The 24031-nt window shown below is 62.0% G+C and carries 20 protein-coding genes and 1 tRNA gene; 5 read left to right on the forward strand and 16 right to left on the reverse strand.

The window, feature by feature from the left end:
- Positions 1-9 precede the first annotated feature (9 nt).
- On the reverse strand, positions 10-390 hold the full coding sequence (locus tag ACIOUG_RS00305) for a winged helix-turn-helix transcriptional regulator (protein ID WP_401061601.1): 381 nt from the start codon (positions 388-390) through the stop codon (positions 10-12).
- Positions 391-490: 100 nt separating this feature from the next.
- Between ACIOUG_RS00305 and ACIOUG_RS00310 the strand changes: the two genes are divergently transcribed.
- Positions 491-1240, forward strand: coding sequence for an SDR family oxidoreductase (locus tag ACIOUG_RS00310; RefSeq protein ID WP_401061603.1), 750 nt, complete (start codon positions 491-493; stop codon positions 1238-1240).
- A 26-nt stretch (positions 1241-1266) separates the two neighbouring features.
- Here ACIOUG_RS00310 and ACIOUG_RS00315 read toward each other — a convergent pair whose 3' ends face one another.
- From ACIOUG_RS00315 to ACIOUG_RS00325, 3 genes are all read right to left on the reverse strand, one after another.
- A complete protein-coding gene (locus tag ACIOUG_RS00315; protein WP_401062421.1) occupies positions 1267-3507 on the reverse strand; it encodes a TonB-dependent receptor in 2241 nt (746 codons plus the stop codon).
- Between the two features lie 164 nt (positions 3508-3671).
- Positions 3672-4790 (reverse strand): aryl-sulfate sulfotransferase, encoded by a 1119-nt coding sequence (locus tag ACIOUG_RS00320; protein ID WP_401061605.1) that lies wholly within the window; start codon positions 4788-4790, stop codon positions 3672-3674.
- Between the two features lie 72 nt (positions 4791-4862).
- Positions 4863-5843 (reverse strand): ABC transporter substrate-binding protein, encoded by a 981-nt coding sequence (locus ACIOUG_RS00325; protein WP_401061606.1) that lies wholly within the window; start codon positions 5841-5843, stop codon positions 4863-4865.
- Positions 5844-5875: 32 nt separating this feature from the next.
- On the opposite strand from ACIOUG_RS00325, the gene ACIOUG_RS00330 reads away from it, so the two are divergent.
- A complete protein-coding gene (locus ACIOUG_RS00330) occupies positions 5876-6988 on the forward strand; it encodes a GlxA family transcriptional regulator (protein ID WP_401061608.1) in 1113 nt (370 codons plus the stop codon).
- Positions 6989-6994: 6 nt separating this feature from the next.
- On the opposite strand, the gene ACIOUG_RS00335 is transcribed toward ACIOUG_RS00330, so the two are convergent.
- The 3 genes from ACIOUG_RS00335 to ACIOUG_RS00345 form a co-directional block, all read right to left on the reverse strand.
- Positions 6995-8179 carry a DUF2252 domain-containing protein gene (locus tag ACIOUG_RS00335; RefSeq protein ID WP_401061610.1) on the reverse strand — a complete coding sequence of 395 codons (1185 nt, stop codon included), beginning with the start codon at positions 8177-8179 and terminating at the stop codon, positions 6995-6997.
- A 62-nt stretch (positions 8180-8241) separates the two neighbouring features.
- A complete protein-coding gene (locus ACIOUG_RS00340) occupies positions 8242-9570 on the reverse strand; it encodes an ATP-binding protein (RefSeq protein ID WP_401061611.1) in 1329 nt (442 codons plus the stop codon).
- Positions 9567-10277: a response regulator gene (locus ACIOUG_RS00345; RefSeq protein ID WP_401061613.1), complete on the reverse strand. Its 711-nt coding sequence runs from the start codon at positions 10275-10277 to the stop codon at positions 9567-9569. The genes ACIOUG_RS00340 and ACIOUG_RS00345 overlap by 4 nt, the downstream gene beginning before the upstream one ends.
- A gap of 164 nt (positions 10278-10441) precedes the next feature.
- On the opposite strand from ACIOUG_RS00345, the gene ACIOUG_RS00350 reads away from it, so the two are divergent.
- Positions 10442-10759, forward strand: coding sequence for a hypothetical protein (locus ACIOUG_RS00350; protein ID WP_401061614.1), 318 nt, complete (start codon positions 10442-10444; stop codon positions 10757-10759).
- 326 nt (positions 10760-11085) lie between these two features.
- On the forward strand, positions 11086-11682 hold the full coding sequence (locus ACIOUG_RS00355) for a hypothetical protein (protein WP_401061616.1): 597 nt from the start codon (positions 11086-11088) through the stop codon (positions 11680-11682).
- A 48-nt stretch (positions 11683-11730) separates the two neighbouring features.
- Here the strand turns inward: ACIOUG_RS00355 and ACIOUG_RS00360 are convergent, their stop codons facing one another.
- Positions 11731-11916, reverse strand: coding sequence for a YhfL family protein (locus tag ACIOUG_RS00360; protein WP_003224965.1), 186 nt, complete (start codon positions 11914-11916; stop codon positions 11731-11733).
- A gap of 178 nt (positions 11917-12094) precedes the next feature.
- Positions 12095-12700 (reverse strand): TetR/AcrR family transcriptional regulator, encoded by a 606-nt coding sequence (locus ACIOUG_RS00365; RefSeq protein ID WP_401061618.1) that lies wholly within the window; start codon positions 12698-12700, stop codon positions 12095-12097.
- Between the two features lie 159 nt (positions 12701-12859).
- Between ACIOUG_RS00365 and ACIOUG_RS00370 the strand changes: the two genes are divergently transcribed.
- The gene (locus ACIOUG_RS00370) at positions 12860-14242 is read left to right on the forward strand and encodes an aspartate aminotransferase family protein (RefSeq protein WP_401061620.1); all 1383 of its coding nucleotides are present in this window, start codon (positions 12860-12862) and stop codon (positions 14240-14242) included.
- Between the two features lie 310 nt (positions 14243-14552).
- On the opposite strand, the gene ACIOUG_RS00375 is transcribed toward ACIOUG_RS00370, so the two are convergent.
- The 7 genes from ACIOUG_RS00375 to fdnG form a co-directional block, all read right to left on the reverse strand.
- Positions 14553-14648 (reverse strand) — tRNA-Sec (locus ACIOUG_RS00375).
- A gap of 7 nt (positions 14649-14655) precedes the next feature.
- Positions 14656-16572 (reverse strand): selenocysteine-specific translation elongation factor, encoded by a 1917-nt coding sequence (selB, locus tag ACIOUG_RS00380; RefSeq protein ID WP_401061621.1) that lies wholly within the window; start codon positions 16570-16572, stop codon positions 14656-14658.
- Positions 16569-17981 carry an L-seryl-tRNA(Sec) selenium transferase gene (gene selA / locus ACIOUG_RS00385; RefSeq protein ID WP_401061623.1) on the reverse strand — a complete coding sequence of 471 codons (1413 nt, stop codon included), beginning with the start codon at positions 17979-17981 and terminating at the stop codon, positions 16569-16571. The genes selB and selA overlap by 4 nt, the downstream gene beginning before the upstream one ends.
- A gap of 191 nt (positions 17982-18172) precedes the next feature.
- Positions 18173-19099: a formate dehydrogenase accessory protein FdhE gene (gene fdhE, locus ACIOUG_RS00390; protein ID WP_401061625.1), complete on the reverse strand. Its 927-nt coding sequence runs from the start codon at positions 19097-19099 to the stop codon at positions 18173-18175.
- Positions 19100-19102: 3 nt separating this feature from the next.
- The gene (locus ACIOUG_RS00395; RefSeq protein WP_401061627.1) at positions 19103-19768 is read right to left on the reverse strand and encodes a formate dehydrogenase subunit gamma; all 666 of its coding nucleotides are present in this window, start codon (positions 19766-19768) and stop codon (positions 19103-19105) included.
- Positions 19765-20700 (reverse strand): formate dehydrogenase subunit beta, encoded by a 936-nt coding sequence (gene fdxH, locus ACIOUG_RS00400; protein WP_108589932.1) that lies wholly within the window; start codon positions 20698-20700, stop codon positions 19765-19767. The genes ACIOUG_RS00395 and fdxH overlap by 4 nt, the downstream gene beginning before the upstream one ends.
- A complete protein-coding gene (fdnG, locus tag ACIOUG_RS00405; RefSeq protein WP_401061629.1) occupies positions 20701-23766 on the reverse strand; it encodes a formate dehydrogenase-N subunit alpha in 3066 nt (1021 codons plus the stop codon). It lies immediately after the preceding gene.
- Positions 23767-24031: the final 265 nt, after the last annotated feature.

The following is a 24031-nucleotide window of genomic DNA, read 5'->3' on the forward strand; positions in this document are numbered from 1 at the left end:
GTATCCGCGTTATTCGCACTGGGGATGGCGAAGCTGATCGGCATTGATGCGCATCCATTGCGCCAGCGAATCCAGCGTCCCTTGCAGGGTTCTACCCAGTGCGGTGATCCGGTACTCCACGCGCGGCGGCACCTGCGCATAGACCGTGCGCGTCACCAGCCCGCGTTGTTCAAACAGGCGCAACTGGCGCGTCAGTTCCTTCTGGGTGATCGGTGCCACCGCGCGCTGCAGATCACTGAAACGCACCGGGCAGTCCAGCACGATCAGCCGGTACAGGATCGGAATGGCCCACTTGCCGGAAATCAGATTGACGAAATCAACCATGGGGCAGCCCGAGGGCGGTTTCAGCGGCAAATCGGTGGCGCCTGGCAGCGGTTGTTCAGTGTTCATGAGGATCAACTCCGTCCCTTGGTATGCAAAAGGTGCCTACTGGTCAAAGGATACTAATGCTCTGAGAATGGCTATCCAACCCGTTGCAGAGGCGCAAGACATGTCGAGGCTGAAGAACAAATTCGCATTGATCACTGGCGGCACCTCGGGCATCGGCCTGGAAACCGCCCGTCAGTTTGTCCTCGAAGGCGCGACAGTCGCGGTCACTGGACGCAGCGCAAGTGCCTTGCAGGCGGTCAGGCACGAACTGGGCGGTGCTGTGTTGGCGATCCAGAGCGATGCTGGCGACAGTGTTGGCCAACAGGCGTTGGCACGCCAACTGGCCGGAGTCTGGCCGCGGCTGGACGTGCTGTTCGTGAACGCCGGCGACGTCACTCACCACTCTATCGAGGATTGGGACGAAGCGGCTTGGGATCAGCTCATGCAGATCAACCTCAAGGGCCCGTTCTTCCTGATCCAGGCGCTGCTGCCGCTGCTGGCCAATCCATCCTCGGTGATCCTCTGTGGTTCCGTCAGCGCCAGGATCGGTCTTGCACAAAGCAGCGCGTACGCCGCGAGCAAGGCCGGGCTGCTGTCACTGGCGCGCACCCTGTCCGGCGAATTTGTCGGGCGAGGCATTCGCGTCAATGGACTCAGTCCCGGCCCCACTGAAACGGCAGCGCTGGACAAACTCGGCTTGCCTGCCGCCGAGCAGCAGGCGTTGCGCGAGCGGATTCGCCAACTGGTGCCGATCGGCCGTATGGGAACACCGTGGGAATTGGCCAAAGCCGCCGTTTACCTGGCCTCTGATGAATCGGCTTACGTGGTCGGGACCGAGTTGCTGGTGGACGGTGGCGTTGGCAATTTGTGATCGAAACCAACGCCCGCAATCGTCATTCAGAAATCATAACGCGCGGTCATTCCCAGGGTTCGCGGCGTGCCGAGCACGCCGGTATAGGCACCGTTGGGTGAGTTCCACAGCGTCGTGTAGTACGTCTTGTCGAAGGCGTTTTTCAGCCACAGCGAGACGTCCCACTGCCCCCTGCCCCAGTCGCCACGCACACCGGTGGCGACATTCACCAGGCCGTATCCCGGCAACTGACCTTGCGCAGAGTCATCCACCGTGCCGACTGCATGAGAACGCCACGCGTAGCTGCCGCTGACGTAGGGCTGCAAGCCGTCGTCCAGATTCCACTGGTAAGCGGCGTTGCTGTTGAAGATCCATTTCGACGCGCCCACCACGGCATGCCCGCTCAGATCGCAGGCCGCCGGCGCCCCCGGACGCAAGGCGATCTCGGCCGGGCATGGGGCATCCTCGTAAGACAGATAACGCACATCGTTCCACGATCCATTGAGATTGATCGTCAGGCCCCGCAGCGGGCGCCAACTGCTGTCGAGTTCCAGCCCGCGACTGCGTACCGAGCCGGCGTTGGTCAGATAGCTGGTCAGATTGACGTCGTCATAGGCATTGGTCTGATAGCCATGCACCACCGTCCAGAACAGGTTGGCGTTGAGCAACAGGCGTTGATCGAGCAACGTGGTTTTGATGCCCAGCTCGGCGTCGTTGGCCCTTTCGCTGCCGATCAACAATGAGTCGGCACCCGCGACCGGGGCACTGGCGACGCTGAGGTTCACACCGCCCGACTTCTCGCCGTGGGACAGCGACGCATAGCCCAGCACCTGATCGTTCACATGCCAGGCGAGGCTTGCCAGTGCCGATGGGCTGAAACTGTACAGGCTCAAGTCACCGGAATCGTAAGCGCCGACCCTCCCGGCCCGGGCGCCCGCTGCGGCGCCGCTGACCGGACTGCCGCCCAAGGGCGCGTTGCGGGTGACCTCTGCCAGCTTGCGCTCATAGGTGCCGCGCAGGCCCAAAGTGAAATCCAGCCGAGGGGTCAAATGCCAGGTGCCCTGAGCAAATGTGGCGAAGCTGTCGGTATCGACATCGCCATGCCCTACGCTGGTGACGTTGTTCAAGGCGCCTTGCGGGGTGCCGTTCCAGGTATCGGCCAACGGACCATAGTCGGTGAAAACGCTGTTGTTCATTTCCTGGCGGAAGTAGTAAGCACCGAGCACATAGTCGAAATGTTCACCCACCGGGGAGGCCAGTCGCAGCTCCTGCGAGTACTGTTTATCGCGCGCGGACTGCCCGACGTTGTGCATCACATCGACGTTGAGTTCGTCATCATTGCGCGGGGTGAAATCCCACCACCGATAAGCACTGATCGACGTCAGCGTGTAGCCATCAGGCAGATTCCAGTTCGCCTCCAGCGAAGTCCCGCCCTGAAACACCTTGACGCTCTGATCGGCGTCCAGGTTGACCCGGCGACCGCTGACCAGCGTGGCGCCGACCGCCGCCGCGCGCTGTTGGTAGCGGTTGACGCCATTGATGGTCGGCCCGGTGCTGAACAACGAGCGGGTGCCGGCGCTGGAGTCTTCTTCGTGATAATCAGCCAGCCAGCGCAGATTGAAATCCTCGTTGGGTTGGAACAGCAACTGCCCGCGCACGCCCTGACGAACACCGCCGCCGAGCGTGTGCCCGTCGTACTCGTTGTTCACGTAGCCGTTTTCATGCGTGCGATACACCGCAAGGCGCCCTGCCAGCGTGTCATTGAGCGGTCCGGAAAAACTCGCCTGATTTTGCGTGTAGCCATCCTCGCCTACCGAGGTGGAGAGGCTACCTTGCGGGGTAAACGACGGGCGGCGTGTGGTGATGTTCAGCACCCCGGCCGTAGTGTTCTTGCCGAACAAAGTGCCTTGCGGGCCACGCAGCAATTCGATCTGCTCGACATCAAGCAAATCGAACACCGCCATGCCGGGACGGCCGAGATAGACGTTGTCCAGGTAGATGCCGGCGCTGCCTTCCAGACCGTCACTGGCCGGGTTGTTGCCCAAGCCGCGAATCGACAGGCTCGATTGCCGCGCGTGCATGAACGCGACGTTGACGCTGGGCATAGCCTGCTGCAAATCCTGCAAGCGATACAGGCGCTGTTCCTCGAGGGTTTGTGCGCCGAGCACGCTCATCGCCGTTGGCACTTGCTGGGCGTCTTCGCTGCGGCGGCGGGCCTCAACCGTGACCGTCTGCAGCGTATCGGAATTGGCCGGCAGCTCATTGGCCGTTGCCGGCAAAAACGGCATCAGCGAACACAGGCTCAGTGCGCCAGCGTTAAAGGTGCGCGAATAAAGAAGATTCATCGGTGGTTCCTGGAGCGGCCTCAAGCCGCTCTTCGAGATGAGTCGATACTTCGCTGCGCGTGGCTTGCGTGAGCGTGATCGTTGCGGTGGGTTAAGTGAGTGGGTGTTCAGTCACGCAGCCATGGAAGGTCCTGACGCTGATACCGGTGCGCCCGGAAAATCGCGTTGTTCTCGCCCGGCAAATAGCGCCGCGACGGCGCGTCGGGGTAGCTGGCGAAATGCGGATTGACGTATTCCCACACCACTTCGCCAGCCTGAGTGACTTCGAACAAGCGACCGAAGTTGGCCTCGGTCACCAGCGTATTGCCGTTGTGCAGACGTTGCGCGCCGCCCATGAACGGGGTGAAGAACGCGTAGCCCGGCGTATCGGCGTATTGCCATTCGATGCGTTGGGTGGCCGGGTTGATTTCGACGATGCGCGAGTGCGGCATGCTGACGTGGGGGCGGAAGATGCCGTTGTCGAACACCAGCACATTGCCGTTTTCCAGTTCACTCGGGCAATGCTGCTGCGCGACCAGATCATGTCCCAGACGCCACAGCACTTCGCCGCTGCCACGTTGCACGGCAATCACTGAGGAAACGCTGCGCAGGCTGAGAATCACCTTGCCGTCGCGGCCCGGAGTCACGGCGTTGGTCATCGGCCAGTGATGGCGCTCGAAGCATTCGTGCAGCGGATAATCTTCAGGGCGCAGGTGCTCCCAACTGCGCCACTCCCAGACCACGTTGCCCTGACGATCGACCTCCTTGACCACATCGGCATAAATCACCCCGCCCGGCGCCTCGCTGCCGGGAATGCCGCCAACCACGCGCCGGGCCAGCTCCGCACTCAAGGGCTCGGCGGTGGTGTACAGCAAGTGGCCGTTGTCCAGCCATTGCGCGTCGTGGTGATGCAACAGGTCAGTGTGCGCCCAGACCACCTCGCCTTCGGGAGTGACTTCGCTGAACGCGCCGCCATGCCACACCGACCAGCCCGGAAACAGGTCTGGCGAATCGGGATGGTTGCCGTTGTAACCAAGGTTGCCGTTGCGCAGGATCACTGCGTCGCGCCCCGGGCGCTGAGGCAGTTTCCAGCGATGGACGATCTCGCCGTCAAGGTCGATCAAAAACACTTGGCCGTCCGCGGTTTGCGGGGCGAACAAGGTGTAGCCGCCGGCGCTGCGGGCGTGATCGACAGCGATCAGACCGGTTTTCTGGCGTTTCAGCGTAGTGGTTTGCACAGCAGGCATAGCTTTTCTCCAGACATGTAAACCCCGGCCGCCAGCGTCGCAGCACGGTGAACGGGGCGTGAAAAAGGCGGGTTAAGGCGTAGGCAGCACGCGGTTGAAACGGTCGTCGAACATCTGCTCGACTTGCAGCGGATGCGGGATCAGACGCTCGGCGGCAAACATGTCCGCCAGACGCTGCTGTGAAGCAATCACCGCAGGCTCAATCGGCACGTAACGCAGGCTCTGATGCGCGAGCATTTCGTGCACCAGTTCGACGGGAAGCCGCGTGGTTTGCGCGAACACCCGGGCCCAGTCTGCGGGATGCGCGGTGGCCCAGTTCTGAGCGCGGGCCAGTCTGGCCAGAAGATCACTCACCTGCCCCGCTCGCTCGGGATCATCCAGTGCCGGCTGACTGGCGACGGTGAAGTTCAGACCGGTTTCCGGCCAAGCGCTGCCATCGAGCAGAATTCGTGCTCCCCGCGAAGTCGCCTGACCGACGAAGGGATACCACACCGACCACGCATCGAGTTTGCCGCCGGCAAAAGCGTTCTGCGCGTCCACCGGGCTGACGTAGGCGATGTTCACTTCACGCGGCGACAGGCCGGCCTGATGCAGCGCGGCCAACAACAGATAATGGCCGCTGGTGCCTTTGGCGACTGCGATTCGTTTGCCTCGGAGATCAGCCACGCTGCCCACCTCGGAGCCTTCGGGCACCAGCAGCGCGTTGTTGTTTTGCGCACCGTTGGCCACGCCGATGATCCGCACCGCGTAGCCGCCGGCCTGGGCAAACACTGGCGGCGCGTTGCCCACCACACCGACGTCGATCGCCCCGGCGCTCAGTGCTTCGAGCAGCGTGGTCCCGGCCAGAAACGGATGCCACGACAACCCGTAGGGCAGATCCTGATCCTCGCCCGCCGCGTGCAGCAATGCCTGAATCAAACCGCTCTGGTCGCCCATCTTCAACGGCCCGGCGATGGCAGAAACTGCCGGGGTCAGCAACAACGCGGCGCAGCACAGCAGCGCTTTCAGGCGCGCGGTAAGCGGATGCTTGGCAGCAGCAGTTTTTATCGGCATTGTCGCGCTCTCACTTGTGCATTGATTTCAGTATGTCGAGGCCCGCCGTGCCGCTCCATGCCAAACACCCCTCCTTTGCTGCCATGTCGGACATTCCGCGCACCGTGGTGGTATTGGCGTTCGATGATTTGCTGTTGCTCAATGCGGCCGGGCCGCTTGAGGTGTTTGCCGCGATACCGCGAGTGCTGGCCGGAGACTTCACGGAAAATCCGCCCTATCGGTTGCTGGTCGCTTCACCGCAGGGTGGCCAGGTCATGTCGATCTCGGGCATTACCGTGACCACCTGCTCACTTGAGCAGATCGACCAGATGGCAGCGCTGATCGACACGTTGATCATCGCGGGCGGCCCGGGCATGGCCGCGCTGGAAGCCGATCAGCAAGCCTGCGACTGGCTGCGCCGCCGCGCGCCCGACATTCGCCGACTCTGCTCGATCGGTACCGGTAGCTTTGCCTTGGCCGCTGCGGGACTGCTGGATGGGCGCAAGGTGGTGACTCACTGGAAGTTCGCTGATGAGTTACAGGCGCGTTATCCGTCGGTGCAATGCCAGACCGATGCGCTTTACCTGCATGACGGCAATCTCTGGACCTGCGGCGGGGCCACGGCGGGTATCGACCTGGCGCTCGGTCTGGTCGAACAGGATCTGGGCGCCCACGCGGCACTGGCGCTGGCACGTTACTTCACGGTGTTTTTGTGGCGCAGCGCCGAGCAACCACAACTCAGTGCGTCACTCAACGCCCAAGCCAAAGCGCTGCGCACCGACCCGGATGTGCGACTGGCTCGTTTACATGGCTGGATTGCGGCGAATTTGAACGGTGATCTGCGCGTGGAACGCCTGGCCGAGCAGTTCGGCATGAGCCCACGGCACTTTGCTCGCGCCTATGTCGCCGCGACCGGCGAAACACCGGCGCAAGCCGTGGAAAACCTGCGCCTGGAAGCGGCGACATGGTTACTCAAGACCACCCGCGAGCCGATCAAGCGAATCGCCGAAACCGTTGGTTTTGGCCGGGAAGAACGCATGCGCCGGGCGTTTCAAAAGCATCTGGGCAGCAGCCCGCACGCTTATCGCAGTCAGACCAATGCCCCACTGGTCGGGCCGCGCCAGACCAGCTCCGTGACTATCGCCCTTGAGGGACTGGCCCGCTAAGCTCGATCAATGCTCCAGCGCATAACGCCGGCAATGTTCCAGATAACCTTTCTCATGTTTGCCCACCAACTGCACGACACTGGTCCACAGCCACGACGGCGCATCCAGTGTCTTCGAGCGACAGGCTTGCAGCTCGCGCATCCACGCCGCCCGGGTGCTCATGTCCATCTGCCGGGCATGCGCCAACCCCACGACGCGGGCCAGATAACCGGCGGCGAGCATCGCGTCGGTCTGGCTCAATTGATCCAGTTCCAGTTTCATGTCCTGAGGCAGCAGTTCGCGGATGAAGAAGCCGTGATCGAGCACGCGGGTGGCGATCATCCGGTTGCCCAGGCCCGGCGAGAGAAACCGCGCACCTTCGACCACGCGTTTGCCGTTGTCGCGCGGCATCGCGGCGCGGGTCACCCGGGGTGCGGCGGCGGCAATCGCTTCCTTGATATCCAGCAGGCAATATTCCTGATCGTCGCCCTCGCCCACACCGAGTAGCACCGCATAACGCTTGAGCCCCAGCGAGCTGCAGCCTTTGACCCAATAGGCCGAATCGAGCATTTTCACCCGGTCGTCCTTGTTGCGGCCCTTCAATGAGGTCACCAATGTGTGCAGGTCTGGCGTGGCGCAAAGGGTCTTCAACGCGCTGCGTTCTTCACGTGACAGCGACCAGAAATGCTTGCCCAGCGGAATGGTCGGTTTGGTGCTCTCAATGCGTTCCTGGGCCAGATGCTTCCAGGTGCGCTGCACCGCGCTGCGCATCCCGGCCTTCACTTGCGCCGGTCTTGGCGGTTCTTTGTCGACGTCGTCTTCGAAGGCCTGCTCGTAACCGCGCATCATCTCTTCGAGCATGCGTGCGGTGGCCACGCCGGGCAGATCCGAGCCACGGGCGGCCGTGGCCAGTGACAGCGCCAGACGGACCAGATCATGCGCTGGGTTGCCGATAACCGTTTGATCGAGGTCGCGGATGTGAATGTCGATGCGCCCTTTCAGGTCGCCGGTCGGCCCGAGATTGCCTGCATGACAATCGCCGCAGATCCATACCGCCGGCCCCTTCGGCAGGTTGCGGCCCGGCTGGCTGTGCAGCCACTCATAAAACTGCACCGTACTGCCGCGCACATAGGCATGCGCGGAACGGGCCATTTTCAGATTGCGCAGTTGTGACAGTGGTTCGAGACGTTCGGAGGGCCGTGGGGTTTTCATGGACGCTTCTTGCAGAGAATGTGTCCTGTTGACCGCCCGTGACAGGCAAATGTTTCAAAGTATTACAAAGGCAGCTCAACCCGCGCCAGCAAGCCACCGCTGCTGCGATTGCTCAACGTCAACTCGCCGCCTTGCTCGCGCACGATCGCCCGTGCCGCCGACAGCCCGAGCCCGACGCCACCGGTTTCCCGGTTGCGCGAGGTTTCCAGACGGAAAAACGGCTCGAACACCCGCTGCAACAATGCTTCGGGAATCCCCGGCCCGCTATCGCTGACGTCGATGCAGACACTGTAGCCATCACTGCTCAGCACAATCGCCGGGTTCTGCGCGTACTTTTCGGCGTTTTCCAGCAGGTTGACGATCACCCGTTTGATCCCCAGCGGGCGGCCCTCGTAGACCAGATGCGCCGGGCCGCTGAAGTCAATGTCGATGTTCTGGTCGCGGTAGTCGTCGATGATCGTCTGCAGCAACTCCGAGAGGTCGAACGCGGTGCTTTGCTCCGGCTGAGTGTCTTCACGAAAGAACGCCAGTGCCGCGTTGATCATCGACTGCATTTCTTCGATGTCGCGAATCAGTTTGCCCTGATGATCAAAGTCCTCCATGAACTCGCTGCGCAGGCGCATGCGGGTCAGCGGTGCGCGCAAGTCGTGGGAAATTGACGCGAGCATGTGCGTGCGTTCGCTGATGTAGTGCTGAATCTGCGCCTGCATGGTGTTGAAGGCGATGATCGCCTGGCGGATTTCGTCCGGGCCTTCGATCTTGATCGGCGGCGCGCGCAGATCACCGCCAAAGCGGCGGGCGGCGCTGGCAAAGCGTTGCAACGGCTTGGCCAGTTGCTGCGTGGCAAGCCAGGCCACCAGCACGGTGGCCACCAGGCCCAAAGCGATGATGATCGCGATGCGCGTGCCGATGTCCAGCCCCCATGAACGCTCAAGCGAGGAGAACAACAACCAACTGGCATCCGGCAACTGGATCAACGCCGCATAGCGGGCGCGCGGACTGCCGCTCGGCCAGTCAGCGGGATTGAACACCCGAATGTTTCGCTCTTCGCCCAACAACTGATGCAGCACCGACGTCTTGTCGGCCACGAGCGGCGTTCCCCCCGGTGGTAATCCGAGATCAGCGCGTTGCGCCTCCCACGTCACCTGCTGTTTCGGGCCGCTTGCCGCTTGCGCCAGTTGCGCGCGCAAAGGCGCCGGTGCGGCCTCGATCACTTTGACGGTCGCGGCAATCTGCTCCAGCAACCCGGTGCGTTCAATGGGCGGGCGCGCCCAGGTCCCGGCAACTTCGACGAACAGGAAATTGAGCGCCAGCGAAGCGAGCATGGCGGCGACGATGGTCAGGGCGATCCGCCGACTCAGCGGGTCGCGCCGCAACAGTCGACGGATCATGAACGGCTGACCTTGGCGGTGAACATATAGCCGCCGTTGCGCACGGTGCGAATCAGATCCGGGCGCTTGCTGTCCGGTTCGATCTTGCGCCGCAGGCGGCTGACCTGCACGTCGATGCTGCGATCAAAGGCGTCGTGACCCTGACCGCGCGACAGGTCGATCAGTTGTTCGCGAGTGAGGATGCGTTGCGGATGCTCAAGAAACACCACCAGCAGATCGAACTCGCCACCGGACAGCGGAATCATCACGTTTTCCGGGGAGCGCAGCTCGCGACAGGTGATATCAAGATGCCAACCGGCGAAGGCGATCACCGGCCGCGAAGGTTCACTCGCCGGGCTGACCTGCTCGCCGGCGCGACGCTGCACGGCGCGCAGGCGGGCCAGCAATTCACGCGGGGCGAACGGTTTGGTGACGTAGTCATCGGCACCCAGTTCGAGGCCGACAATCCGGTCACTCAACTCGCCCATGGCGGTCAGCATGATGATCGGAATGCCCATCTGCGCCCGCACTTTCTGGCACAGGCTCAAGCCCCCTTCACCGGGCAGCATCAAATCGAGAATGATCGTGTCCGGGCGCTGCTGCGCAATCGCCGCCCACATCGCTACGCCGTCGGCGGCGACATCGACCTCGTAGGCGTGCTGGACGAAGAACTTCTTCAGCAGGGCGAGAATTTCCACGTCGTCGTCGACGATCAGCAGTCTGCTCACGGGCACAGGATCCTCAGGCCAAAAAAGAACGCATCTAAAACTATTCTGGCCGGCGGGTCATATATTTCAATCGAGCAACATTCCGTCGCCACGGACATCAAGCGGACATTCTGCGGCAAAGCCACTCATGCATCCTGCACGCCATCGACTACCGGGGGCATTCAATGAGCGCATTGCACAACCGTTATACCGCCGAGGGCCACGACGCCCGCTATCCGTTGATTCTCAGCCAGCGCACCACCGCGCCTGATCAGAATGCGCCGCTGCTGTTTCAGGAATTCTGCCTGGGGCTGGCCAACGATCAGAGCCGGATCGTCCTGCGCCGCTATTTCGAACAGTACGGCCCCACCGATTCGCAATGGGTGGAGTACGTGCATTCGATTCCGACCGCCGAGCTGATCCAGTGGATCATGAGCCACGGCCAGTTGCACATCGAGTGCTCGGACAACACCCCGTCGGCCGGGCAAGGATTGGTCCGATGAAGTGATCTTGGTCAGTCCTGAACATCCAGGTGGCTTTTTGTGGCGAGGGAGCTTGCTCCCGCTGGACTGCACAGCAGTCCTCCTCAACAGCGGGGCCGCTTCGCGCCCCAGCGGGAGCAAGCTCCCTCGCCACAGTTCATGCGTTGGGTTGGGAGTATTTTTCAGTTGTTTGCAATCGTTGAATCCACTCATGCTCTGGGTGCAACTGAGCCAGATGTTGCATCAGCGCTCATGCGCCCTGCTCCTTGTTCTTCGCCAGTCGGCCTCGGCATTTTAATCAGCTAGCCTTCGTTTCTGTCACTGAAGGAATTCAGCAAGGAGCTGCCATGTTCAAGTTCATCAAAACCACCGTGCTTGGCGGATTGCTGTTCATTCTGCCCTTGGTGCTGATTTTCGTCCTGTTGGAAAAAGCCATTCACCTGTTGCGTAGTCCCGTGGAAAAGCTGCTGCCGATGTTTGCCGGGCATGACATTGCCGGCGTGACCCTGATCACGCTGGCCACGTTGCTCGGTTTGATTGTGCTGTGTTTTCTCGCCGGGCTGCTGGCCCGTTCTTCGACGGCGGCCCGAGCGATTGAAGCCACCGGCGACAAGGTGCTGAGTAACCTGCCGGGCTACCAGTTGCTCAAGGACACCACTGCGCGGTTCGCCGGGATGGAGACTCCCGACGGTGCGAAGGTCGGCATGATTGCCGAGGAACAAGGCTGGCGACTGTGCCTGGTGGTGGAAAGCGTCGGCGACTGGCTGACGGTGTACATGCCGGATGGCGGAACGGCCGGTGGCACGGCGGGCGAAGTGCGCTTGCTGCACGCCTCTGAGGTGATCATGACCGAACTGTCGTGGCTGACCCTGGCGGCCGGACTGCGTCGTGGCGGGCGTGGATTGCTGCAGCAGATGCAACCGTGGTTGCCGAAAGGCCCGTAGAACCCTCCGTCCATTGCGCAACGGAGGGTTCAGCTCAGACCGCTGTGCTTATTGCGGCAGCTTGTCTACCGGACCGCAGCCACCAATGATTTTCGAGACCGAAACCGATGGGTGGAACAGGTAATCGTAGGTGCAATTCTTCGGTTGGTTGTAGACCTGGCCGGTGCAGCCCGACAGCAGCGCGACGCCGGTGACAACAGTGATGGCGATCGTTGCCTTGAAAATGCTTTTCATACTGGATTCCTATAATTGTCGATGCGCCGCCTTCATGGCGGCTCAATTACTGACGCCCATCTGCAAGCCGCAAATGGGTGTCACTGCTGCCCCACTCGGTCTGGCCAAGTGAGTCGCAGCAGAGGAATGTTGAGGGGCGCGCGGGTTTAGCGTCTGTAGGCCTTTTCCCAAGATGCGATCACTGCGCGAGCATGCCGTGGCACAGCAAGCTCAGAACACCGCGCATGTGTTCGGCATGTGCAGCCCTGTCCGGCTCAGGCTCGGTCGCCAAGCGAATGAACGCCATATTCGCGTACTGGTTGAACAACGTCGCCGCCACGTCGAGATCAACTGAGGCACGCACCTTGCCCTGCGTCTGAAAATGCCCGAGCAGCGCCTTGGTTTCTTCAATCACCGCCGCATTCCACGGACTCAACGCCTGAGCCAGTTCGCCGGTGAGCAGAAACGGCGCCAACTCACGCCACAGCGAAGCCGGCATCGCTTGCAGTTGATAGTCGGTCATCAAGCCTTCGAACTCGCACAACGCCTCCAGCGGATCACTGTCGTCGTCGAGATTGGCCCGGGCGTCGCGCATGGCCTGCTCGTCCGGTTGCTTGAGCAACGCCAGCAGAATCTCCTGCTTGCCGCCGAAGTAATTGACCACGGTCGGCGCCGAGACCCCGGCCTGATTGGCGATCTGCTCCAGCGTGGTCGCGCCGAAGCCGTTGCTGATGAACAGCTCCAGCGCTGCCTGCGCGATGACTTCTCTGCGCTGTTCCTTTTGCCGTTCTCTGAGCCCGCTCATGGTGCTGATGTCCTGTGGTGCCAATGGGAAGCAGCCTACGGATTTCTTTTTTCACCGACAAATATTTTCTTTACAAAAATATTTTTAAGTGACAAATATTAACCGTGCACCGCTGGAATGAACGCGCACCCACTTGCCCCGTTTCTCTGGAGAACCGCCATGTCCGCCGAATTCGATCCGACCCGCAGCACCCGCGATTACCAGGCCGCCGACGCCGCCCACCACATTCACGCGTTCGTCGATCAGAAGGCCCTCAACGAGGAAGGCCCGCGGGTGATGGTCAGCGGTGATCGCCTGGCGCTGTGGGACAACGACGGCAATCGCTACCTGGACGGCATGTCCGGCCTGTGGTGCACCAACCTCGGTTATGGGCGCAAGGATCTGGCCGCCGCCGCCACCGCGCAGTTGCAACAACTGCCCTACTACAACATGTTCTTCCACACCACTCACCCGCAGGTGATCGAGCTCTCCGAATTGTTGTTCAGCCTGCTGCCCCAGCACTATAGCCACGCGATCTATACCAACTCCGGTTCCGAAGCCAACGAAGTGCTGATCCGCACCGTGCGCAAGTTCTGGCAGGTGATGGGCCAGCCCGAGAAGAAAATCATGATCGGCCGCTGGAACGGCTACCACGGCTCGACCCTTGCCGCGACGGCGCTGGGCGGCATGAAATTCATGCATGAAATGGGCGGCACCATTCCCGACGTCGCACACATCGACGAACCGTACTGGTTCGCTCACGAAGGCAACCTCAGCCCGGAAGAATTCGGCCTGCAAGCGGCGCGGCAACTGGAAGACAAGATCCTCGAACTGGGCGCCGACAAGGTTGCTGCATTCGTCGCCGAACCGTTCCAGGGCGCCGGCGGCATGATCATTCCGCCCGCCACTTACTGGCCGGAAATCCAGCGTATCTGTCGTAAATATGACGTGTTGCTGTGCGCCGACGAAGTCATCGGCGGCTTCGGCCGCACCGGCGAATGGTTCGCGCATCAGGCTTTTGGCTTTGAACCGGACACCCTGTCCATCGCCAAAGGCCTGACCTCCGGCTACATCCCCATGGGCGGGTTGATCCTGTCGCGACGCATGGCCGAGGCGCTGGTGGAAAAAGGCGGCGTGTTCGCCCACGGCCTGACCTACTCCGGACACCCGGTGGCGGCTGCGGTGGCCATCGCCAACCTCAAGGCCTTGCGCGATGAAGGCGTGGTCACTCAGGTGAAATCCGACACCGGCCCGTACCTGCAAAACTGCCTGCGCGAGGTGTTCGGCAACCATCCGCTAGTGGGTGAGCTTCAGGGTGTCGGGCTGGTGGCGGCGTTGCAGTTCGCCGAAGACAAAGCCACCCGCAAGCGTTTCGCCAACGAAAACGACATCGCCTGGCGCTGCCGCACGATTGGATTTGAGGAAGGCTTGATCATTCGTTCGACGCTGGGCCGGATGATCATGGCCCCGGCGCTGATCGCCACACGGGCCGAGCTGGATGAACTGGTCGACAAGACGCGCATCGCGGTGGATCGCACAGCGCGCGAGTATGGCGTGCTGTAACGCATCCCCCCTGTAGGAGTGAGCCTGCTCGCGATAGCGGTGTGTCATTCATTTCAATTTAGACTGATCGACCGCTATCGCGAGCAGGCTCACTCCTACAAGGAACCGAGGTAAATCTGGAATCAAGAGGCGCGGTTTGATCTGTCGTTTGGTGTTCCTGTCATTCAAATTTGAAACCCAATCCCAGTGGGAGCGGGCTTGCTCGCGAAAGCGATATGTCATTCAGCATTGATATCAACTGATAGATCGCTTTCGCGAGCAAGCTCGTTCCCACAGGGGGGATTGGGTGAGATTTGGAATATTGCGTGATTGGCGGAAGGCAGCCGGAGTCGAACCTGCCCGGGAACGGATGCCGTCCCCAACCGGGTTTGAAGCCCGGCCGCGCCACCGGGCGCGATTGCCTTCCTTTGAACTCAGGGTGCGTCGGCACTGGCCAGCGCGTTGTCGTGGCGGATCACGCGGGATTCGCCGATGCGTCGGGTCAGGCCGAGGCGGTCGAAGTATTCCAGGTATTGAATACAGCGTTTGCGTCCCAAGCCTAGCGCATCGCGGAAGCTTGTCACCTGGATCGACGGATTTTCCTGCTCCAGTTGCAACAGAATGTCGGCCATGCGCCGCAGTTGCACGTCAGTCAGAAACAGGTCGCGCACCACCTGATGCATCAAACCCAGTCGCGCCAGTTTGCGCAGCAGCAGGCGCACCACGGCATCTTCCGCTGCCAGCACATTGGCAACGTCGCGCACCCACGGTGGATCAAACCCGGCCTGCTCGAACAGCGGCTGCATGCGCTGCCACAGCGTTTCGTCCTCGGCATTCAAGCGCACTTGGTGATCAGGCAGATGCAACCACGGCCCGCTGGCGTTGATCGAGCCGGCTGCACGCAGTTCTTCCAGCAGGCTGATAAAGGTCGAGCGCTCCAGCGCCAGACCACTGAAGCGACGCAGGCGATCACGGTCCGGCCCCATCTGGTCCGGTTCCAGCTCGTGCAATTTGGCCAACTGCTGCAACAGGGTGAACTTCAACTGCGCCCAGCGCTGGACGTTGAACAGCACCGGGCCTTGGCGGGTGTCGATCAGCCGCACGTTGGCCGGAAGCGACCAGCCTTCACGCTGGCGATTGAACTGGCGCTCCAGCCGTTGCGGATCGAGGCCGCCAGCGCTGTGGTCGAGCAGCAGTGGCAGCGCCTGTTCAAAACTGTCGCTGCTGGCCAGCGCTTGCAGCTGCGCCAGCCGTTCCGGGCTGCGGCGTTGCCGGGCCGGAGCGAACGGGTCGAGCACCTGGCCGCCGCCGAGGGTGCGTTGCGCGCTCTGGTCACGCAGGATCACGCGATCACCCTGCACCGCGTGCACCGGGGCGTTGATCAGCAGTTGCGCGAACATCCGCTCGCCGGGGTTCAAACGCGGGCCTTCGAGCAACGCCACGCGGGCGATGACGTCTTGCGTACCGAGGTGTGCGTGCACCGGGTGAAAGTGTTCGAAGGTGCGCTCACCGGGCAGCAGTTGAAATTCGATATCGACCCGTTGCGTCGGCGCGTGCAGCCATTCGGCCAACAGCCATTGGCCGCGATGAATCTGTTCCAGCGCCAGTCGATCACCACTGATATTCAGCGCCACCCGTTGCCCGGCGAAGGCCTGCTCGGCGGGCTGATTTTGCGCGTGCAGGCCTCGCACCCGCACCGATTTGCCGGACGGCCCAAGGGCCAGTTTGTCCCCCACCGTAACCGTCCCCGACAACGCCGTGCCAGTCACCACGATCCCGGCGCCCGCCACGCTGAACGCGCGGTCGATGGCCAGGCGAAAACCACCTTCGCGACTGCGCTCATGTATTTCGCGTTGGAACTGCAGCAAGCTCTGGCGCAGTTCATCGACACCCTGCCCGCTCACGCTCGATACGGCGAGGATCGGCGCATCGGCATAGGGCCCGGCCTCGAGCAGGTCGACAATCTGCCGCTGAACCTGCGCCACCCTGCCCGCTTCAACCCGGTCGCACTTGGTAATCGCTACCAGTGCCCGGGGAATGCCCAGCAACTGGACAATCGCCAGATGCTCGCGGGTCTGCGGCATCACCCCGTCGTCCGCTGCCACCACCAGCAACACCAGATCGATGCCCTGCGCCCCGGCGAGCATGTTGTGGGTGAATTTCTCGTGGCCCGGCACATCGATGAACCCGGTCAGGCCGACACCGGGTTCCAGCTCGGCATACAAGTAACCAAGGTCGATGGTCATCCCGCGCTCGCGCTCCTGCGGGCGCCGGTCGCCGGTTTGCCCGGTCAGGGCTTGCAGCAACGAGGTCTTGCCGTGGTCGATGTGCCCGGCGGTGCCGACGATCACGACTCCACCTGCAACTGCGGCAACTGCGCCAGCCACGCCGCTTCGTCGTCGAGTTGGCGTAGATCAAGCCACAGCGCATCATCGTCAATGCGCCCGAGTACCGGGATCGGCAACTGGCGCAGCGTCGCTTCCAGATTCAGCAGACAACGCCCGCGCAAGCGTTTCGACACCTGCGGGCGCAGGCACAGCGCCGCACTCGGCAAGCGCGCCACCGGTTGGCTGCCGCTGCCGATCATGCCCAAGGCCTGCACGGCGCTGACCTGCCAGGTTGTGCCCAAGACCTCAGCCAGCGCCGGTTGCAAACGGCACGCCTGGGCGAGGATCTCGGCTTGCGGGCGAGTCAACAGCCGCAAACTCGGCAGACGTTCGGCGAGGCGATCCGGATCGCGATACAGGCCGAGCACCGCTTCCAGCGCGGCCAAGGTCAACTTGTCGACCCGCAAGGCGCGCTTCAACGGATTTTTCTTGATCTTCGCGATCAAGTCTTTGCGCCCGACGATCAACCCGGCCTGCGGCCCACCCAGCAATTTGTCGCCGCTGAAGGTGACGATGTCCGCGCCATCGAGCAACGCCTGACGCACCGTCGGTTCTGCCGGCAGGCCCCAGCGGGTCAGGTCCAGCAGACTGCCACTGCCCAGATCTTCCAGCAGCGGCAAGCCGTGCAGATGGGCCAGCTCGGCCAGTTCGGCGGTGGGCACCCGGGCGGTAAAGCCTTCGATGCTGTAGTTGCTTGCATGCACGCGCATGATCAAGCCGCTGCGCGGGCTGATTGCGGCTTCGTAGTCGCGGGCGTGGGTGCGGTTGGTGGTGCCGACTTCGTGCAGGCGCACGCCAGCGCGGGCCATGATGTCGGGGATGCGAAACGCGCCACCGATCTCGATCAGTTCGCCGCGCGAGATAATGCCTTCCTTGCGCGCCCCGAGGCTGTTCAGCGTCAGGAGCACCGCAGCGGCGTTGTTGTTGACCACGGTGACGGCTTCGGCACCGGTCAGCTCGCGGATCAGGCCTTCGATCAGGTCGTCGCGATCACCGCGCTTGCCGCTGGCCAGATCGAATTCGAGATTGAGCGGATAACGGGCGGCCATCTGCACCGCGTCGATGGCTTCCTCCGGCAACAGCGCCCGGCCAAGATTGGTGTGCAGCACCGTGCCGGTGAGGTTGAACACCCGGCGCACGTTGCTGCGCTGTTGCTGGGCCAGGCGCTCACCGACGCGGCCGGCGAGCACTTCGGGACTGATTTCAATGGCCGACAATTGCCCTTTCAACACGTCTGAGCGCAATTCATCCAGCAACTGCCGCAAACCGCTCAGCAACGCCTCACGACCATAACGCTCAAGCAGTGGCACACAGGCCGGGTGACGCAACAAACCATCAATGGAAGGCAACCGCAGGGCAACACTCGAAGACATCAGCCACTCCCGAAAACAAGACTCTCCGGCATGACCAGACGCAACGCGTCTAAATACAGCACACCGGCCCCCAATTGTGGGAGCGGGCTTGCTCGCGAATGCGGTGAGTCAGCCACAAATAATCTGACTGAAACGGCCCCTTCGGGAGCAAGCCCCCTCCCACAAGTTTTTCAGGAGTGTAGACGCTCTGCTCATTCGTCTCCCGGTGCCAGCATCAGATTCGGTGCCAGACGCTGAAAACCGTCCTGCGCCAGGCGCATGTCGAGCAGCAGGCTGCTGAGGTCCGCCGACAACGCTTCGCTTTCGGCATCGTTCTCCAGGTACACCAGTTTCAGGTAACTGTTGCAGCTTGGGCAGACCTCCGCCCGAATCGGCGCCTGATTGGCGGCGTGGCGATCGTCTTCGAGGCTCAGGTAATCCAGGCCTTTGCTCGACTCGCAATACACACACTTGACCCGCACCACGTGCCATTCGCAAGCGCACAGCGAACACACCAGATAGCGCAGACCGTTGTGTTTGCCGCGATGGCGGATCACCCCGGCCATCGCCGGCGAACCACAGCCCGGGCATTGGCTGAGGCTGTCGCCGGGTTTCAGTTGCAGGTTCGGTGCGCTGAGCAGCCAGTGGCTCCACGCCGCTTGCAACCCGGCGCCGAGAAACGGCACCAACTGCGCTGGCACCATCGAGTACTGGCCGCTGACCAGCGCCACCGCCCATGATCGCAACTGCCCGGCACTGGCGCCGCGCACGGTGGCGAGCGCGTCGACCACGGCGGGTTGATCGGGCGGCACATAGCGTTGCAGCAAGGCATCGAGATAAACCTGCCATCCCTCCTCGCGCACCAGCGTATCGGCAGCAAACGGCGGCAAACCATGTATCTGACAAGCTTCGATCCTTTGCTGATCGAACGGCGCCGTCAGCGGTGGATCGTCGAAAACCTGCTGCTGAGCCCGGCACAATCCGGCGATCAGGTGCAGGTAATCGGCCAGCGGATGCCCTTGAGCCAATTGCTCCAGACGCTGGGCGCGCAAAGTGAACAGATCGTGCGGTGGCAGGTGCAGAAACGGCGGCGAACTGGCCGCCGCTTCGATTTCTCCGGGTTCAAGAATGGTTGCCAAAGGTCAGCCCTTTTTGGTGATCGGTCGCTCCGGCACGTCCGGATTGCGTTCGTCGCGGGTGATGTCGCGATACCACAGTTCGTGGTGTTTCCTTGCCCAGGCGCGGCTGACCCAGCCATGCAGCATCGCGTCCACCGAGCCCTTGATCCACAGGCCGGCGTAGATGTGCACGATGATGCTGAGGATCAGCACAAACCCGGCCAGCGCATGCAGGAGCATGGCCCAGCGGATCACGGTGATGCCGAAGTACGCGCTGAAATACGCGCGCCAGATCACCAGCCCGGTAAACAGCAACCCGAGCATGCACAGCAGTAAAGTCCAGAACAGCAGCTTCTGCCCGGCGTTGTACTTGCCCACTGGCGGTACGCTTTCCTCATCGTTGACCAACACCCGATCAATGCGGCGCAACCACTTCCAATCGTTGTCGATGAAGAAATTCGCGCGCCAGAAGCGGAACACCAGGCCGAGGAACAACACGAACATCAGCACGCCCATGAACGGGTGCAGAATCCGTGTCCACGGCCCGCCACCGAACAGGTTGGTGAGCCAGAACATCGACGGATGAAACAACGCCAGCCCCGACAGCCCGGCCATGAAGAACAGAATCGCCACCAGCCAGTGATTGGTGCGCTGGTTGGCGGTGTAGCGCAGGATCGTCTTGTTGCTCATGGCCGGTCCTCCCCGCGTGGATCGAAGGTGTGCACCGCCGGATCAACGACATGCACCGAGGTATCGGGTGGCGCCGGATGTTCATCTTCCTCGACGCGATTCGGCCCGATACGCACGTAATGGAAGAACCCGGCCAGCACCGCCGCGCCCATTGCCAGCAGACCCAGCGGTTTGCTGATGCCTTTCCACAGGCCCACCAGCGGACTGATGGCTGGTGCATCCGGCAACCCGGCGTAGATCTTCGGCGTGTCGGCGTGGTGCAGCACGTACATCACATGAGTGCCGCCGACGCCTTCCGGGTCGTACAGCCCGGCGTTGTCGAAGCCACGGCTTTTCAGGTCGACGATGCGTTCGGCGGCGTGTTCCTTCATGTCTTCCTTGCTGCCGAACACAATGGCGCCGGTCGGGCAGGTTTTCACGCAGGCCGGTTCCAGCCCTACCGCGACGCGGTCGGAACACAAGGTGCACTTGTAGGCCTTGTGATCCTTCTGCGAAATCCGCGGAATGTTGAACGGGCAACCGGTGATGCAATAACCGCAACCGATGCAGTGGTCCTGATCGAAATCGACGATGCCGTTGGCGTGCTTGATGATCGCCCCGGGACTTGGGCATGCCGCAAGGCAACCCGGCTCGGCGCAATGCATGCAGCCATCCTTGCGGATCAGCCACTCGAGGTTACCGGCGTCGGTCTCGTGTTCGGTGAAGCGCATCAGGGTCCAGGTTTCTGCGCTCAGGTCCTGCGGGTTGTCGTAGGTGCCATGGTTGTGGCCGACCTCGTCGCGCAGCTCGTTCCATTCCGAGCAGGCGACCTGGCAGGCCTTGCAGCCGATGCATTTGGTGGTGTCGATCAGCTTGGCGACTTCCTGCTGATTCCTCACCGAGGGCGGCACCGTGGTGGTGGCCGAGCGGGCAATGATGTCTTGGCTGGCCATTTACAGTTTCTCCACGTTGACCAGGAATGACTTGGATTCCGGGGTCTGTGTGTTGCCATCGCCGAGGAACGGCACCAGGGTGTTGGTCAGGTAACCGTGGCGCGTCTGACCGGTGAACCCCCAGTGCAGCGGGATGCCGATCTGATGCACCACCTGGCCGTTGACCTGCAGCGGCCGGATGCGTTTGGTCACCACCGCCACCGCCTCGATGAACCCGCGCTTGCAGCTGACCCGCACCCGATCTCCAGCGGCGATGCCTTTCTCCTTCGCCAGCACTTCGCCGATTTCGACGAACTGCTCCGGCTGGGCAATCGCATTCAACTTGCAATGCTTGCTCCAGAAGTGGAAGTGCTCGGTCAGCCGGTAGCTGGTGCCGGCGTACGGGAAGTCCTTGGCTTCGCCGAGGCTTTCCCAGACCGAATCGAAGATCCGCGCCGCCGGGTTGCTGGTGGCTTTCTTGTTTTGCGGGTGCAGCGGGTTGATGCCGATCGGCGTTTCGAACGGCTCGTAATGCTCGGGGAATGGTCCCTCGTTCATTTTGTCGACGGCGAAGAACCGCGCCACGCCTTCGGGGTTCATGATGAACGGGTTCATCCCGGCTTCAGGCGGCACATCGGCCTTGTAGTCCGGCACATCGGTGCCGCCCCAAGCCTTGCCGTTCCACCAGACCAAGCGTTTTTTCGGATCCCACGGTTTGCCCGAGACATCCGCCGAAGCGCGGTTGTAGAGAATCCGCCGGTTGGCCGGCCACGCCCACGCCCAGCCCAGATGCTGGTGCATGCCATACGGGTCGGCGTTGTCGCGCCGGGCCATCTGGTTACCGGCCTCGGTCCAGCTGCCGGCGAAGATCCAGCAGCCGGATGCGGTGCTGCCGTCATCCTTGAGCAGGCCGAACCCGGCCAGTTGCGTACCGGCCTTGACCGCCACGCCGCTGGCGTCGGTGAAGTCGGCCATGGCGCTGCCGTTGATCTCTTTGGCCAGCTCCTCCGGCGAGGGTTCGAAGGGGATCTTGTACGGCCACGACAGGTTCAGCAGCGGATCGGCGAACTTGCCGCCCTCGGCCTGATAACGCTTGCGCAGGCGCAGGAACAGTTCGCTCATGATGCGAATGTCGGTCTGCGCTTCGCCGGGGCCGTCGGCGCCTTTCCAGTGCCATTGCAGCCAACGGCTGCTGTTGACCAGCGAACCGTCCTCCTCGGCAAAGCAGGTGGTCGGCAGGCGAATCACTTCGGTCTGGATCTCCGCACTTTTCACGTCGTTGTATGGCCCGACGTTGTGCCAGAATTCCGAGGTTTCGGTGGCCAGCGGATCCATCACTACCAGCCATTTGAGCTTGGCCAGCGCGCCCATCACCCGGTTCTTGTCGGGCAGCGCGGCGATCGGGTTGAAGCCCTGGCACATGTAGCCGTTGACCTTGCCCTGGCTCATCAGGTCGAACATCTTCAGGACGTCGTAGTTGGGGATATCGAGTTTCGGCAGGTAGTCGTAATTCCAGTTGTTCTCCAGCGTGGCGTTGGCGCCGTACCACGACTTCATCAGGCTGACGTGGAATTTGCTGTAGTTCTGCCAGTAGGACAATTGCCCCGGACGCAGCGGCACTTGTGTGCGCTTTTTGATGAAGGCGTTGTAGTCCTGCTCGCCATCGCTGCCCAGGGTCAGATAGCCCGGCAGCGAGTTGGACAGCAACCCGAGGTCGGTCAGGCCCTGAATATTCGAGTGCCCGCGTAACGCGTTAACGCCGCCGCCGGGCATGCCGACGTTGCCCAACAGCAGTTGCACCATCGCCGCGCTGCGGATGATCTGTGCGCCAATCGAGTGTTGCGTCCAGCCGAGCGCATACAGGATGGTCATGGTCTTGCCGGGCGTGGAGCACGTGGCAATCTCATCCCAGATTTTCTGCATCGCATCGACCGGCATCCCACAGATCTGGCTCGCCAGATCAATGTTGTAGCGGCTGTAATGCTGCTTCATCAATTGATAGACGCATTGCGGATCCTGCAGGGTCGGGTCGACCTTGACGAAGCCGTCCTCGCCCAGCTCGTAACCCCAGCCGGATTTATCGGTGTAGCTGCGTTTGGCCGCGTCGTAGCCGCTGAAGATGCCGTCTTCAAAGCCATAGCCGGCTTTGACGATGAACGAGACGTCGGTGTAATTGCGTACGTATTCGTGCTGGATCTTGTCCTGAGTCAGCAGGTAATTGATCAACCCGCCCATGAAGGCGATGTCGGTGCCGGTGCGGATCGGCGCGTAATAGTCGGCCACCGAAGCGGTCCGGGTAAAACGCGGGTCGACCACGATCAGCCGGGCAGCGTTATGCGCCTTGGCTTCGGTCACCCATTTGAAGCCGCACGGATGCGCTTCTGCTGCGTTGCCACCCATCACCAGGATCAGATTCGCGTTGGCGATATCGGTCCAGGTATTGGTCATGGCTCCACGGCCGTACGTCGGGGCAAGACTTGCCACCGTCGGGCCGTGTCAGACACGCGCCTGGTTATCGAACCCCAGCATGCCGAGACTGCGAATCACCTTCTGGGTGATGTAACCGGCTTCGTTGGACGCGGCCGACGCGGCGAGAAACCCGGTGGTCAGCCAGCGATTCACCGTTTGCCCGGTGGCGTTCTTCTCGATGAAATTGGCGTCGCGGTCGGCCTTCATCAGATCGGCGATGCGATCCAACGCTTCATCCCAACTGATCCGGGTCCATTCGCTGCTGCCGGGCTTGCGCGTTTGCGGATACAGCAAGCGGCCCGGGCTGTGAATGAAGTCCAGCAGGCCCGCGCCTTTTGGGCACAGGGTGCCGCGGTTGACCGGGTGGTCGGCGTCGCCCTCGATGTGAATGATATTTTGCGCGACGTTCTTCGCGGCATCGCCCTGGCTGTACATGATCAACCCGCAACCGACCGAGCAATACGGGCAGGTGTTGCGGGTTTCATGGGTGTGGGCAAGCTTGAAGTGACGCACCTGCTCGGCGAAGGCCTGCGTCGGGGCCATGCCCAACGCGCCCAGGCTAGAGCCTGCAAGGCCGATACCGGCGACCTTGAAGAATTGACGACGGCTGAGATCCATCGTGCACTCCTGATCAGGTGGAACCCGGTACTTGAGCCGGGCTTTTTCTGGACAAACACGGTTACGGCAGAATGACTGCCGGTTTTTTCACTGTAGACAATGACCACACACTCTGTGTGAAAACCGACCGTCGGCCGTTTGTCGGTACATCCGCCAACGAACACAAAACCCTGTGGGAGCTGGCTTGCCAGCGAAAGCGGTGGATCAGTTAACACTAATAGCGACAGTGACGACGCCATCGCTGGCAAGCCAGCTCCCACATGGG

Source organism: Pseudomonas sp. NPDC087803 (assembly GCF_044742995.1).
Classification (GTDB): domain Bacteria; phylum Pseudomonadota; class Gammaproteobacteria; order Pseudomonadales; family Pseudomonadaceae; genus Aquipseudomonas.